The 14,222-nt window shown below is 74.0% G+C and carries 9 protein-coding genes and 1 pseudogene; 4 read left to right on the top strand and 6 right to left on the bottom strand.

What is annotated here, in order from left to right; translation table 11 throughout:
• Positions 1–313 precede the first annotated feature (313 nt).
• Complete coding sequence (locus QQY24_RS03150; protein WP_301976121.1) at positions 314–3,688, top strand: pyruvate carboxylase; 3,375 nt, start codon at positions 314–316, stop codon at positions 3,686–3,688.
• A 92-nt stretch (positions 3,689–3,780) separates the two neighbouring features.
• Here the strand turns inward: QQY24_RS03150 and QQY24_RS03145 are convergent, their stop codons facing one another.
• The 4 genes from QQY24_RS03145 to QQY24_RS03130 all read right to left on the bottom strand — a co-directional run bounded on the left by QQY24_RS03145 (position 3,781) and on the right by QQY24_RS03130 (position 7,029).
• A complete protein-coding gene (locus QQY24_RS03145; protein WP_301971126.1) occupies positions 3,781–4,242 on the bottom strand; it encodes a hypothetical protein in 462 nt (153 codons plus the stop codon).
• 94 nt (positions 4,243–4,336) lie between these two features.
• Positions 4,337–5,113, bottom strand: a complete 777-nt coding sequence (locus QQY24_RS03140; RefSeq protein ID WP_301971125.1) for a polysaccharide lyase family 7 protein — start codon at positions 5,111–5,113, stop codon at positions 4,337–4,339.
• Between the two features lie 109 nt (positions 5,114–5,222).
• Positions 5,223–6,443: a chitinase gene (locus QQY24_RS03135; protein ID WP_301971124.1), complete on the bottom strand. Its 1,221-nt coding sequence runs from the start codon at positions 6,441–6,443 to the stop codon at positions 5,223–5,225.
• 169 nt (positions 6,444–6,612) lie between these two features.
• Positions 6,613–7,029, bottom strand: coding sequence for a PaaI family thioesterase (locus QQY24_RS03130; RefSeq protein WP_301971123.1), 417 nt, complete (start codon positions 7,027–7,029; stop codon positions 6,613–6,615).
• Positions 7,030–7,333: 304 nt separating this feature from the next.
• Here QQY24_RS03130 and QQY24_RS03125 point away from each other — a divergent pair, with 304 nt between their 5' ends.
• Positions 7,334–8,356: an NAD(P)-binding domain-containing protein gene (locus tag QQY24_RS03125; protein WP_301971122.1), complete on the top strand. Its 1,023-nt coding sequence runs from the start codon at positions 7,334–7,336 to the stop codon at positions 8,354–8,356.
• Here QQY24_RS03125 and QQY24_RS03120 read toward each other — a convergent pair.
• On the bottom strand, positions 8,313–9,350 hold the full coding sequence (locus tag QQY24_RS03120) for a Ppx/GppA family phosphatase (RefSeq protein ID WP_301971121.1): 1,038 nt from the start codon (positions 9,348–9,350) through the stop codon (positions 8,313–8,315). The two genes, QQY24_RS03125 and QQY24_RS03120, sit on opposite strands and share 44 nt — an antisense overlap.
• 526 nt (positions 9,351–9,876) lie before the next feature.
• Between QQY24_RS03120 and QQY24_RS34675 the strand changes: the two are divergent.
• Together QQY24_RS34675 and QQY24_RS03110 are read left to right on the top strand one after the other, a co-directional pair.
• A pseudogene (locus tag QQY24_RS34675) lies at positions 9,877–10,044 on the top strand (FAD-dependent oxidoreductase); the annotation flags it as partial.
• 323 nt (positions 10,045–10,367) lie between these two features.
• Positions 10,368–12,914: a discoidin domain-containing protein gene (locus QQY24_RS03110; protein WP_301971119.1), complete on the top strand. Its 2,547-nt coding sequence runs from the start codon at positions 10,368–10,370 to the stop codon at positions 12,912–12,914.
• Positions 12,915–12,977: 63 nt separating this feature from the next.
• On the opposite strand, the gene QQY24_RS03105 is transcribed toward QQY24_RS03110, so the two are convergent.
• Positions 12,978–14,162 carry an amidohydrolase gene (locus tag QQY24_RS03105; protein WP_301971118.1) on the bottom strand — a complete coding sequence of 395 codons (1,185 nt, stop codon included), beginning with the start codon at positions 14,160–14,162 and terminating at the stop codon, positions 12,978–12,980.
• Positions 14,163–14,222: the final 60 nt, after the last annotated feature.

Raw genomic sequence — 14,222 nt, 5'->3', positions numbered from 1 at the left:
GGTCATGTACGCGCATTGACTCCGAGCGGGGAACACCGGGTCCCGTCCCGCCGGCACGAGCGGCCCGGACCCCGGCGGCCGTGCCGGCGCCCGGACGACCGCGCCCGGCGGGCGGTGGCCGCCGCACCGCCGGGTCCCGGGGCCGGACGCGCCGGGCGCGGGATCCCCGCTCCCGGCGCGTCCGCACCACGTCGATGTGATGGTTTTCGCACTTCGACACGTACGGGCAGCACCTAATGTTGCCGCGAGGTACGGCAGGGCGTGGCTGAGACCATGGTGGTCGTCGCCGACAGGCAGCTGAAGGGAATTCATGATGTTCCGCAAGGTGCTGGTCGCCAACCGTGGAGAGATCGCGATCCGCGCGTTCCGGGCGGGCTACGAACTCGGCGCGCGCACGGTCGCCGTGTTCCCGCACGAGGACCGCAACTCGCTGCACCGGCTGAAGGCCGACGAGGCCTACGAGATCGGCCGTCCGGGACACCCGGTGCGGGCCTACCTCTCGGTCGAGGAGATCGTGGGCGCCGCCCGCCGGGCCGGAGCGGACGCGGTCTACCCGGGCTACGGATTCCTGTCCGAGAACCCCGAACTGGCCCGTGCCTGCGAGCAGGCGGGCATCACCTTCGTCGGGCCGGACGCACGGACCCTGGAGCTGACCGGCAACAAGGCCCGCGCGGTCGCCGCCGCCCGGGCGGCCGGGGTACCCGTGCTGGGCTCCTCGGCCCCCTCCAACGACGTGGACGAGCTGGTCCGCGCCGCCGAGGACATCGGCTTCCCGGTCTTCGTCAAGGCCGTCGCCGGCGGTGGCGGGCGCGGCATGCGCCGCGTGGCGGACCCCGCGCAGCTGCGCGAGTCCATCGAGGCCGCCTCCCGCGAGGCCGCGTCCGCCTTCGGCGACCCGACCGTCTTCCTGGAGAAGGCCGTCGTGGACCCGCGCCACATCGAGGTGCAGATCCTCGCCGACGGCGAGGGCGGCGTCATCCACCTCTTCGAGCGCGACTGCTCGCTGCAGCGCCGTCACCAGAAGGTCATCGAGCTGGCGCCCGCACCCAACCTCGACCCGGGGCTGCGGGAGCGGATCTGCGGCGACGCCGTGCGCTTCGCCCGCGAGATCGGCTACCGCAACGCCGGCACGGTGGAGTTCCTCCTCGACCCCGACGGCAACCACGTCTTCATCGAGATGAACCCGCGCATCCAGGTAGAGCACACGGTGACCGAGGAGGTCACCGACGTCGACCTGGTCCAGGCCCAGCTGCGCATCGCCGCCGGCGAGACCCTCGCCGACCTCGGCCTGTCCCAGGACACGGTCACCCTGCGCGGCGCCGCCCTCCAGTGCCGCATCACCACCGAGGACCCCGCCAACGGCTTCCGCCCCGACACCGGCCGGATCAGCGCCTACCGCTCACCGGGCGGCTCCGGCATCCGCCTGGACGGCGGCACCACCCACGCGGGCACGGAGATCAGCGCCCACTTCGACTCGATGCTGGTCAAGCTGACCTGCCGGGGACGGGACTTCACGGCGGCGGTCGGCCGGGCCCGGCGGGCGGTGGCCGAGTTCCGCATCCGGGGCGTGGCCACCAACATCCCGTTCCTGCAGGCCGTCCTGGACGACCCCGACTTCCGGGCGGGCCGGGTCACCACGTCGTTCATCGAGCAGCGTCCGCACCTGCTCACCGCCCGGCACTCCGCCGACCGCGGCACCAAGCTGCTCACCTACCTCGCCGACGTCACCGTCAACAAGCCGCACGGCGAGCGTCCCCGCCTGCTCGACCCGGTCACCAAGCTGCCGCCGCTCCCGGCCGGCGAGCCACCGGCCGGCTCCCGGCAGCGACTGGTCGACCTCGGCCCCGAGGGTTTCGCCCGCCACCTGCGCGAATCGTCGACCATCGGCGTCACCGACACCACCTTCCGCGACGCCCACCAGTCGCTGCTCGCCACCCGCGTGCGCACCAAGGACCTCCTCGCCGTCGCCCCCGTGGTCGCCTGCACCCTGCCGCAGCTGCTGTCGCTGGAGTGCTGGGGCGGGGCGACGTACGACGTGGCCCTGCGCTTCCTCGCCGAGGACCCGTGGGAGCGGCTGGCCGCCCTGCGCGAGGCCGTGCCCAACATCTGCCTGCAGATGCTGCTGCGCGGCCGCAACACCGTCGGCTACACCCCGTACCCGACCGAGGTGACCGACGCCTTCGTCCAGGAGGCGGCGGCCACCGGCATCGACGTCTTCCGCATCTTCGACGCGCTCAACGACGTCGGCCAGATGCGGCCCGCCATCGACGCCGTGCGCGAGACCGGTACGGCGGTCGCCGAGGTCGCCCTCTGCTACACCGCCGACCTCAGCGACCCCGCCGAGCGCCTCTACACCCTCGACTACTACCTGCGCCTGGCCGAGCGGATCGTCGAGGCCGGCGCCCACGTCCTCGCAGTCAAGGACATGGCCGGACTGCTGCGCGCCCCGGCCGCCGCCAGGCTCGTCTCCGCGCTGCGCCGCGAGTTCGGCCTGCCGGTGCACCTGCACACCCACGACACCGCGGGCGGCCAGCTCGCCACCTATCTCGCCGCGATCCAGGCGGGCGCCGACGCGGTGGACGGCGCGGTGGCCTCCATGGCCGGTACGACCTCGCAGCCCTCGCTGTCGGCGCTCGTCGCCGCCACCGACCACTCCGACCGGCCCACCGGCCTCGACCTGCAGGCCGTCGGCGACCTGGAGCCGTACTGGGAGGGCGTCCGGCGGATCTACGCCCCGTTCGAGGCGGGCCTGGCCTCCCCGACCGGCCGCGTCTACCACCACGAGATCCCCGGCGGGCAGCTGTCCAACCTGCGCACCCAGGCCGTCGCCCTCGGCCTCGGCGACCGCTTCGAGGACATCGAGGCGATGTACGCGGCCGCCGACCGCATCCTGGGCCGCCTGGTCAAGGTCACCCCCTCGTCCAAGGTGGTCGGCGACCTGGCCCTGCACCTGGTCGGCGCCGGGGTCTGCCCGGAGGACTTCGAGGCGACCCCCGACAGGTTCGACATCCCGGACTCGGTCATCGGCTTCCTGCGCGGCGAGCTGGGCACCCCGCCCGGCGGCTGGCCCGAGCCGTTCCGGACCAAGGCCCTCCAGGGCCGCGGCGCGCCCAGGCCGGTCCCCGGGCTGTCCGCCGAGGACCGCGACGGACTGGCCGGGGATCGCCGGGCGACCCTGAACCGGCTGCTGTTCCCCGGTCCGACCCGTGAGTTCGACACGCACCGGCAGTCCTACGGCGACACCAGCGTCCTGGACAGCAAGGCCTTCTTCTACGGCCTGCGCCCGGGCCAGGAGTACGCCGTCGACCTGGAGCCGGGGGTGCGGCTGCTCATCGAGCTGCAGGCGGTCGGCGAGGCCGACGAGCGCGGTATGCGCACCGTGATGTCCTCGCTCAACGGACAGCTGCGGCCCATCCGGGTGCGCGACCGGGCGGCGGCCTCGGACGTGCCGGCGACGCAGAAGGCCGACCGGGCCGATCCCCGTCACGTGGCGGCGCCGTTCGCCGGGGTCGTGACGCTTTCGGTGGCCGAGGGCGACGAGGTGGCGGCGGGGGCCACGGTGGCGACCATCGAGGCGATGAAGATGGAGGCCACGATCACCGCGCCGAGGGCGGGACGCGTCTCCCGGCTCGCCATCAACCGGATCCAGCAGGTGGAGGGCGGCGACCTGCTGGTCGAGATCGCCTGACCGGCCGGGTCACCCGCCAGGACGCCGCTTGCCGCGACCCGGGAGGACCGGTCGCGGCGAGCGGCGTCCCGGCGGACCCGCCGGGCGGGCGGTCAGTCCCACAACGGGTAGGTCATGACCTGCTGGAAGCCCTCCGGCCGGGCGCCGGTGTAGGTCAGGCTCATCCGGGTGTAGTGCTGGGTGCCGGGGTGCTTCTTCCACGGCTCGGGCCGGTCCAGCCGCACGGTCACCCGGTACGAGCGGAAGGTGCCCGCCGCGCAGTACGGCTTGCAGTCGTTGACCACGTTGACGCCCTCGGCGTCCGCCGCCTGCGGGCTCCACCTCGTCCAGCGCAGTCCGGTGAGGCGGCTGTTGCCGTCGCCGCAGGCCAGGACGAAGTCGGCCGGGCGGACGTCGCGGTGCCACAGGCAGTCGACCAGCACGGGCTGCGTGAGCTGCGCGGGAGCGGCTTGGGCCGCCGTCTCCGGCGGACTGGCCGAGGCCGTGGTCATGGCCGCGGTGAGCATGGTCCCCGCCGCGAGGGTGACCGCCGTTCCCACCAGTGATCCGCGCATGGCCGCTCCCACTCGTCGTGCCGTGTCCGACCGGTGCACACCGACGCTACGGCCGTTCGGCCGGTTGCACCAGTCGCGCAGGTCGGACCGCGTGTCAGCCGTGCTTCACGGTCAGCCCGTAGAACGCGACCCGGGCGCCCTGGGTGGTGCTGTCGGAGGAGGACTGGTTGTAGGAGCCCGCCTTGAAGTACTGCTTGTACGGCTGGAACGAGGACGGGACGGCGTAGTGGGTGGTGGTGCCGTTGACGGTCAGGCCGACGGTGTTCCCGCCCGAGACGGCGATGGTGTAGGTCCAGGTCTTGCCGACGGGGACGTGGCCCACGGTGTGCGCGGTCTGGCCCCCGGCCGGCGAGTTCTCGGTGCCGAGGACGATGTCGCCGTCCGAGTGGTAGTACAGCTCCAGCAGCGGCTTGGTCGAGGAGCCGCCCGAGCCCAGGTGGATCTGCCCGACGCAGACGTTCTTCGTCACGGAGACCACACGCAGGGTCGCGCTCATCCGGTGGGAACCGCTCAGCGGCCAGTCGGCGGCGCTGCCGTCGCGGTTCATCTCGCGCAGTTCGGAGCGCGCGTAGTTCGAGTTGGGCGTGGTCACGCCCTTCTCCGGTGCCCAGAAGGTCATCGCGCCGTCGCGGGTGTCGGTGTGGAAGTACGCGTCCTGGTAGCCGTCCGCGCCCTGGAGCCGGGAGGAGGGGACGGTGGTCGGGGAGCCGGGTGAGCCCACCGGCTCCTGGAGCTGCCAGACGGACAGGTCGAAGTTGCCGCCGGGCGCGACGTGCGGGTCGGCCGCGTCGGCGCTGCCGCCGCCGAGGGCGGTGAGGCCGAGCGCGAAGGCCGCGGTGGTGACGGCCGCGAGGAGCCTGGAACGGATCATGTGGGGGTCCCTTCGCCGCAAGGATGCGTTCAGCATGATGAACGCCGAACGCATCCTTGGTTGCTGGTGACCCGCGAAGCTAGAGGTCCGAACCAGGGGAGTCAAGGGGTCAGCAGGAGCCCTCGTCCTGCCAGGCGCCCCACTCCGAGGTGCCGGGTACCTCGTTCTGGGTCCACCACTTGGCCTTCCAGTTGTGCTTGTTGTACGAGACCTCGTTGCCCGCCGTGTACACGGCCGCCGGGCTCCACGCCGTCTTGCAGGACGTCGGGGTGGGGGTCGGGGTCGGCGTGGGCGTGGAGGTGGGGGGCGTGGTGGGCGGGGTGGCCCCGGCGAACTTCACCGAGTACTTCGCGAAGTCCCAGGAGTTCTGGGCCACGCTGGAGCACGTGCCCGACGTGCGGCCGCCGTTGTCGGCCGGGGTGCACTGCCGGTCGCGGTTCAGCGACCAGAACGTGAACCGGTCCATGTTGTGGCTGGTCGCGTAGTCCAGCACGGTCTGGAAGTCGGCCTGCGAGAAGTACTCCCCGGTGTCGCTGCGGCCGTTCATGCCCGAGAAGCCCTCGTGGGCGTAGGCGGTCGCCTGGTCCCAGCCGAAGGTGGACTGCAGGATCGCGTTGAAGTTGGTCAGCGCGCTGGTCTGGCTCGCCGCGCCGTTGAAGCCGCCGTCGAACGGCATGATGGAGAAGTTGTTCGGGGTGAACCCCTGCGACTTCGCCTCCAGCAGCATCTGCTTGCCGAACCAGCCGGTGCCGTCCGCGGTGCCGGCCGTGGTCACCGAGACGTACAGGCCCGGGTTGTTCTGCTGGAGGATCTTCGCGGCGCCGATCTCGTTCCTGATGGCCGCCGCGTTCTCGTACTCCGGCTCCTCCAGGTCGAAGTCGATGGCGTGCAGCCCGTACTTGCTGATGACCTGCTGGTAGGCCGCCGCCGTGGACGCCGCGTCCGGGCAGGCCTGGCCGAGCTTGGTGCCGCCGTAGCCGCCGATGGAGACGGAGACGTCGCCGCCCTTGCCGCGGACGGTGTTGATGACCGACTGGACCGCCGTGTCCGAGGAGACGGCCGCCGTGCCGCCCCAGGTCGGCGAGCAGCCGCCGCCGTTGGGGGCCAGGACGAAGGCGAGCTGGAAGGCCTTCAGGCCGGTGGCGTCCATGATGGCGGCCGGGTTCGGCGGGTCGTTGTCCAGCGGCATCAGGTACGGCGCGGCGGCGTACCAGCGGTTGCTGAGCGCGCTGGTCGCGCCCTGGGCGTTGCCGGCGACGAACGCGGTCGTGCCCGCGGCGGCCAGTCCGACGGCGGCCGCGGCGCCCAGCCATGCGCGAAGACGTCTCACTGCGTGCCTCCAGGGGATGGGATGGGGGAGGGGCCCCAGCCTCCGGGAGCTGTTGCGCTCACGTCAATGGGTTGGTCTAGTCCAAAGCTGCTCTTTGGACTAGACCATGCGATCTCTTTACCTGTGGTGGAGGCTGCGGCTCCGGTGGCCCGCGGGTCCCGGCACGTCGTCAGCCGGTGCCCCTCCGCAGCACGATCTGGGTCTGCGTCGTCTGGCCGACCAGCCGGTCGCGGTCGTCACGCAGGTCGGTCTGCACCACCAGGAGGGTGCCGCCCAGGTGCAGCGGGCGGGCCGTGGCGCGGACGTGCCCGCCCGTCACCGCCCGCAGGAAGTTGGTCTTGGACTCCACCGTCGAGGTGCCCGAGGCCCCCTCGGGCAGGTTCAGGTGGGCGCACACGGCACCGACGCTGTCCGCCAGCGCCATCAGCGCCCCGCCGTGCAGCGCGCCGCCCGCCGTACAGACCCGTGGGGACCAGGCCAGGCTGCCGACCGTGCGCTCGGCCGTGGCCGCCAGCAGTTCGATGCCGAGCCCGGCCGCGAACGGCATGGCGGCCAGTAACTCGGCGGGCTTCGGGAGGGAGGACATGGCGTACCGCCTTTCGTCGGGGCCGCGGGGCTCCGCGGGCCGACCAGGCAGTGTGCCAGCACGCCCGGGACCGGCCGGCGCGAACGCGCCGGGGGCCGGCCGCCACCGCGGCCGCGGCACGGGCCGCGGTGGCGCGCGGGGACGGCGAGGCGGTCGGCTCCTTCCGGTGCGAGCGGGGCCCCTTCGGCGCCGGCCGGGTCACCTGGCCCGACCGGCTGTCCGGCTGCCGGGCCCCGGCGCCCCGGGGCAGGCCTCCCCGGCAGCCCCGCCGCCCCTGCGCGGGGCGTGGGGTCGGGGTCCCCGCATGACTGGGCGGCAGGTGGGGATCGTGCACCCCGGCGCCATGGGGGCGCGGGTGGCCGCGCAGGCCGTGGCCGCGGGAGCGACGGTGCGGCGGGTGCCCGAGGGCCGCTCGGACGCCTCGCGGGAACGGGCCGCCGAGGCCGGGCTGTGCCCCGCCGGGGACCCCGCGGAACTGACGGCGGCCTGCGACGTCGTGCTGAGCGGATGCCCGCCGGCCGCCGCGCTCGACGTCGCCCGGCAGGTCGCGGCCACCGGCTTCCGCGGCGTCTACGCCGGGGCCAACGCGGTCAGCCCGCGGCGAATGGCCGAAATCAGCGAGGTGTTCGGCGCCGCCGGCACGACCGTGGTGGACGGCGGGATCACCGGCCCGCCGCCCCGCACGGCCGGGACCACCCGGCTGTACCTGTCGGGCCCGGCGGAGGCCGTCGCACGGGTCTGGGCGCTGTTCACCGGCGCCCTCCTGGCCCCGCGCCCCCTGCCCGGGCCGGTCGGGCGGGCCTCGGCGCTCAAGCTGGCCTTCGCCGCCTGCACCGAGGTCTCCCACGCCCTGGCCGCCCAGGCCCTCGCCCTCGCCGAGGGGCATGAGGTGGGCGGGGAACTGCCGGAACTGGCCGGACGGTCGCTGCCCGGCACCCCGCTGGCACAGTCCGGTCAGCCGGCGGGCGCAGGTCCGCGGGCCTGGCGCCGGGAACCGGGGATGCGGGAGATCCGCACGGCCCGGCACGACACCGGACTCCCGGGCACCTTCGCCGACGCGGCGGCGGAGACCTTCGCCCGCTGGGCCGCGCACAAGGACGACGGGACGGTGACCGGCGCCCGACTCGTCGCCCTGCTCGCGGGCGACGACGACGGGCGGCCGGCGCAGGCCCGCTCCCCCCGCGCCGGGCACACCGGGAGCACCGGCCGGGTCCTGCCGCCCGGGCAGGCGGCACCGGCCCGGCCGAGGGCGCCGCGCCCCGGGCCGCCGGGGGTCCTCCGGCTCACCCGCCGACCCGGGCGTGCGGGAGCCGGGGCGGTCTCGTGAGGACCGTGGGAGGCGTGAGGGCGGCGGTGCCGGCGGGCGCGGTGACGGCCGCGGAAGCCTCCGCCCACCAGTCGGCGCCGTCCTCCAGGTAGCGGAGCAGTACGCCCTCCCGGACCGCCCACGGGCACACGACGACCCGGCGCAGTCCCATGAGTTTCAGGGCGGTGTGTCCGACGACGGCGCCCGCGAGGCTCTGCTCGGCCCGCGGGGCGGAGATGCCGGGCAGCCGGGCCCGCTCGGCGGCGGGCAGCGAGGAGAGGGTGTCGATGACCTCGCGGAGGTCCCGGCGGAGCATCTCGCGTCCCACGAAGGGCCCGTGCCGCCCCGCCGCCGCCCCGCACAGCCTGGCCAGCTGCTGGAAGGTGCGGGACGTCACCGCCGCGGTGCGCGGCCCCTCCCAGCGGATCCGCGCCGCCACGTCCCGCAGTTCGTGGCGCACCCGGCGCCGCAGCGACTTGACGTCCCCCGGGGCGGGCGGGTCCTGCGGGCCGAGGAGCTCCTGCGTGAGCCGGTGCGCGCCGAGCGGGAGCGAGGCGGCGAAGTCGGGCAGCCGTCCGCGGCCGAAGGCCACCTCCAGCGAGCCGCCGCCGACGTCGAGCAGTGCCAGCGGACCGGCGCGCCAGCCCAGCCAGCGGCGCGCCGCCAGGAACGTCAGCTCGGCCTCGGTCTCGCCGGGCAGGGTGCACATGCGGACGCCGGTCTCCGAGGAGACCCGCTCCAGCACCTCCTCCCGGTTGGGGGCGTTGCGCACGACGGTGGTCGCGAAGGCCAGCGGCCCCGCCGCCTTCCAGCGCCGGGCCGCACTGCCGGCGGCGGCCACGGCCTTGACCAGCTCGTCCACGGCCGCCTCGCCGATGGTGCCGTCCGGCGCCACGTGGTCGGACAGGCGCAGCTTCCACTTGACCGTGTGCACCGGCAGCGGAAGACCCCCCTGCGCATCGGCGACCGCCAACCGGACCGTCTTCGAACCCGCATCCACCACGCTCACCCGCATGGCCCGCACGTACCCGTTCCGCGGGCGAAAACCCCTTCGACAGGCCGCCGGACACCCCGCGCACGGTCGCAAAGGCCCTGCTCGCCGTGCGCCCTGCCGTCGGCGCGCCGGGCGGGGAGCGTCCGGCCCGCGGCCGGCCGGGCACGGCTCCCGGGCCACCGGAAACGCCCCGGGTCACCGCGGGCGGCCTCGCGGGGACCCGCGTCCGCGCCGCCCGTGCGCCCGCGCGGACTCCGCACGGGCCGCCCGTGCGCAGCACGGCCGTGTGCACGGCGAGCACACCCCGAGCCCCCGCCGCCCCCCGCCGTGACGGGGCGGCGGGCCGCGAGCCGTCCCCCGGGGCCGGCCGGAGCCGGACCCGCCACCCCGCCGGGGAGGGCCTGCCCGGATCGCGGCCCCTGCCCCGGCCGGTCGCCGGCCCTGCCCCGGGCGGGCCGGACGTGTCCGGATCGCGGCCCCCGGACGGCCCCCGCGCCCGTCACTGCCCTTGGACGGTGCCAACGCATACGGCCGGTGGGAGCGGAGCGTGACACGAGTACTGGTGATCGGCGGCGGCATCGCGGGCACGGCGGCGGCCCTGGCCCTGCACAAGGCGGGACACGAGGTCACCGTGCACGAGGCGCACTCCGGCACGGCCGAGGACCTCGGCGCCTTCCTCACCCCCGCCGGCAACGGCATGCGCGCCCCGGCCCAGCCCGGTGCCCCGCGCGCCGGGGCCGCGGCTTCCCCCGTCCAGCGGCAGGACGAGGCGCCGCACCACCAACTGGCCTGGGACACGCCCCTGTCCGACCCCGTCGGCGACCAGGACCAGCGGCGCGCCCCCACGCGGCCCTAAGAGGCGGGCCCGGCGGGCAGCCACGTGCGGGCGCCGGGGCGGTGCGGCGCCCGGCGGGGCGCCGGGTTTTGAGGATTTGACTTCCGAAGGCTTGCCGACCGTTTGGTTCATCACTTAAATCAAAACATGAACTAAGTGAGGGGTTCCACCTCTTGGATCCCGCAGCCGCATGGAGCCGCCGTATGAGAACGAGACTGAGATCCCTGGGGATCGCGCTGGCCGCGACGGCAGCGCTGATCGCCCTGCCCTCCGCCCACCCACCGGCCGCCGCCGCCGAAACCCCCCTGTCGCAGGGGAAGACGGCCACCGCTTCCTCCGAGGAGACCTACGGCACCACCGCCGCCATGGCCGTCGACGGCGACACGGGGACCCGCTGGTCCTCCGCCGCCACCGACGACCAGTGGGTCCAGGTCGACCTCGGCGACACCGCCACGGTGAGCCAGGTGGTGCTGAACTGGGAGGCCGCCTACGGCAAGGACTACAAACTCCAGATATCCAACGACGGGACCGCCTGGACGGACCTGAAGTCCGTCACCGGCGGCGACGGCGGCACCGACACGGTCGCCGTGTCCGGCCAGGGCCGCTACGTGCGGATGCTCGGCGTGCACCGGGCCACCCAGTACGGCTACTCCCTCTGGGAGTTCCAGGTGTTCGGCAGCACGAGCAGCACCCAGCCCACCTGTGACACGGCCAACGCCGCCCAGGGCAGGACCGCCACCGCCTCCTCCACGGAGAACGCCGGCACCCCCGCCTCCGCCGCCTTCGACGGGAACACCGCGACCCGCTGGTCCAGCCAGGCCGCCGATCCGCAGTGGGTCCAGGTCGACCTCGGCTCGGTCAAGAGCCTGTGCAAGGTCGACCTGAACTGGGAGGCCGCGTACGGCAAGAACTTCCAGATCCAGACCTCCTCCGACGGTCAGACCTGGAGCACGCTGAAGAGCGTCACCGACGCCACGGGCGGCACCGCCTCCTACGACGTGAGCGGCTCCGGCCGCTACGTGCGGATCTACGGCACGGCCCGCGGCACCGCCTACGGCTACTCCCTGTGGGAAGTGGCGGTGCACACCGGCTCCACCGGCGTCCCGCCGGTCCAGGGCGGCGGCGACCTCGGTCCGAACGTGATCGTCGTGGACCCCTCCACCCCGAACCTCCAGCAGAAGTTCGACAGCGTCTTCGCCCAGCAGGAGTCGAACCAGTTCGGCACCGGCCGCTACCAGTTCCTGCTCAAGCCCGGCACCTACAACGGCATCAACGCCCAGATCGGCTTCTACACCTCCATCTCCGGGCTCGGCCTGAACCCCGACGACACCCAGATCAACGGTGACGTCACCGTGGACGCGGGCTGGTTCAACGGCAACGCCACCCAGAACTTCTGGCGTTCGGCGGAGAACCTCGCCATCAGGCCGTCCAACGGCGACGACCGCTGGGCCGTCGCCCAGGCGGCCCCCTTCCGCCGCATCCACGTCCAGGGCGGCCTCAACCTCGCCCCGAACGGCTACGGCTGGGCCTCCGGCGGCTACATCGCCGACTCCAAGGTCGACGGCACGGTCGGCCCGTACTCCCAGCAGCAGTGGTACACCCGCGACAGCTCCGTCGGCGGCTGGACCAACGGCGTGTGGAACATGACCTTCTCCGGCGTCCAGGGCGCGCCCGCGACCAACTTCGACAGCGGCCCGTACACCACCCTGGACACGACCCCGGTCTCCCGCGAGAAGCCGTTCCTCTACCTGGACGGTTCCACCTACAAGGTGTTCGTCCCGGCCAAGCGCACGAACGCCCGGGGCGTCTCCTGGCCGGCCAACGCCGGCACCTCGATCCCGCTGGACCAGTTCTACGTCGTCAAGCCGGGTGCCACCGCCGCCACCATCAACGCGGCCCTCGCCCAGGGCCTGAACCTCCTGTTCACCCCGGGCGTCTACCACCTCGACCAGACCATCGACGTCACCCGCGCCAACACCGTGGTCCTCGGCCTCGGCCTCGCCACGCTCGTCCCGGACAACGGCGTCGACGCGATGCACGTCGCCGACGTCGACGGCGTCAGGCTCGCCGGCTTCCTGATCGACGCCGGCTCGGTCAACTCCGACACGCTCCTGCGGATCGGCCCCCCCGGCTCCACCGCCGACCACTCCGCCAACCCCACCACCATGCAGGACGTGTTCGTCCGCATCGGCGGCGCCGGCCCCGGCCTCGCCACCAACTCGGTCGTGGTCAACAGCAACAACGTCATCGTCGACCACACCTGGCTGTGGCGGGCCGACCACGGCAGCGGCGTCGGCTGGGACACCAACCGGGCGGACTACGGTCTGCGCGTCAACGGCAACGACGTCCTCGCCACCGGCCTGTTCGTCGAGCACTTCAACAAGTACGACGTCTACTGGAGCGGGGAGCGCGGGCGGACGATCTTCTTCCAGAACGAGAAGGCGTACGACGTCCCGAACGCCGCCACCGTCACCCACGACGGCGTCGTCGGCTACGCGGCCTACAAGGTCGCCGACTCCGTCACCACGCACGAGGCGTGGGGCCTGGGCAGCTACTGCAACTTCACGGCCGATCCCTCGATCGTCCAGACCCACGGCTTCCAGGTCCCGGCCACCCCGGGCATCAAGATGCACGACCTGCAGGTGATCTCCCTGGGCGGCATGGGGCAGTACGCCCACGTCGTCAACAACACGGGCGCGCCCACCTCGGGGACGAGCACCGTCCCGTCCAAGGTGACCCTGTTCCCGTAGGCACCACCGGGCCCCTCCGCGTCCGCCGGCCCGCCCCGGTGGCGCGGAGGGGCCCCGCCGTGCTCAGGGCGCGCCGGCCCCGGCCCGGTGCCCCTCCCAGGCCCGGGTCCGCAGGTCCGCGTCCCGCAGCACGTCGACGGCCGTGCAGGCCAACGCCTCCACCACGGCCGTCAATACCCGGCGGCCGCGCTCCGAGGCCGCCGCGGCGGCGAACTCGGGGGTGTGGTCGGAGCCGCTGTCGTCCATGATCGCGACGAACGGATGGATGGCGGGCACCCGGCCGCTGACGTTGCCGATGTCCGAAGAGCCCAGGTAGACACCGGGAACGGGCGGGGTGAGGGTGATCCCGGCCCGGTCCAGGTGGCCGGCGAAGCGCCCGGACAGCACCCCGCTGTCGCGGAAGTGCTCGTAGCGCACGGTCGCCCGCTCGACCTCGACGGCCGTACCGGTCGCCGACGCGACACCCTCGGCCGCGGTGCGCAGCCGCGCCGCCAGGTCGTCCAGCGCGCCGGTGGTGAGCGCCCGCAGCCCGAACCGTCCCTCCGCGTACTCCGGCACGATGTTCGTGGCCGTGCCCCCGTGGGTGATGATGCCCTGCACGTGCGAACCCTGCGGCAGCCGCCGGCCGAGGGAGGACAGCACGTTGAACAGCTCGATCAGCGCCGCGAGCGCGTCGACGCCCTCCGTCGGACTGCCCGTCGGATGCGCCGCCCGGCCCCGGAAGCCCACCCGGTACTGCTCCTGCGCGGTCAGGGGCGCCCGCACCCAGTCGTACACCCCCGGGTGGAACATCAAGGCGGCGTCGACGTCGTCGAAGACCCCCGCCGCCACCTCCAGGGCCTTGCCGCCGCCCCCCTCCTCGGCCGGCGTGCCCACCGCCAGCACCGACCCCCCGGTCCCCGCCAGCACGGCGTCGGCGACGAGGGCGGCACCGAGGCCGGCGGCCGCGATCAGGTTGTGCCCGCAGGCATGCCCCAGGCCGGGCAGGGCGTCGTACTCCATCAACAGCGCCACCGCGGGCCGTCCTTGGCCCGAACGCGCCGCGAACGCCGTCGGCAGGCCCGCCACCCCCCGTTCCACGGCGAAGCCCGCGCGTTCCAGCTCATCGGTCAGCAGGGCCGCCGCCCGGTGCTCGCCGAAGGCCGGCTCCGGGTCCGCGTGCAGGGCCGACGCCACCTCCCACAAGAGGCCGGCACGCCTCGCCACCTCGTCCCGGACGCGCTCGTACGGCAGTTGCGGGCTGGACAACGCGGACCTCCTCGCACGGTCGGCCGACTTCCCGTCATGCCGGGTTCCACCGATCGGGGC

Source organism: Streptomyces sp. TG1A-8 (assembly GCF_030499535.1).
Lineage (GTDB): Bacteria > Actinomycetota > Actinomycetes > Streptomycetales > Streptomycetaceae > Streptomyces.
The sequence above is the reverse complement of the archived record's forward strand: the minus strand, read 5'-3'. Positions and strand labels throughout refer to the sequence as shown.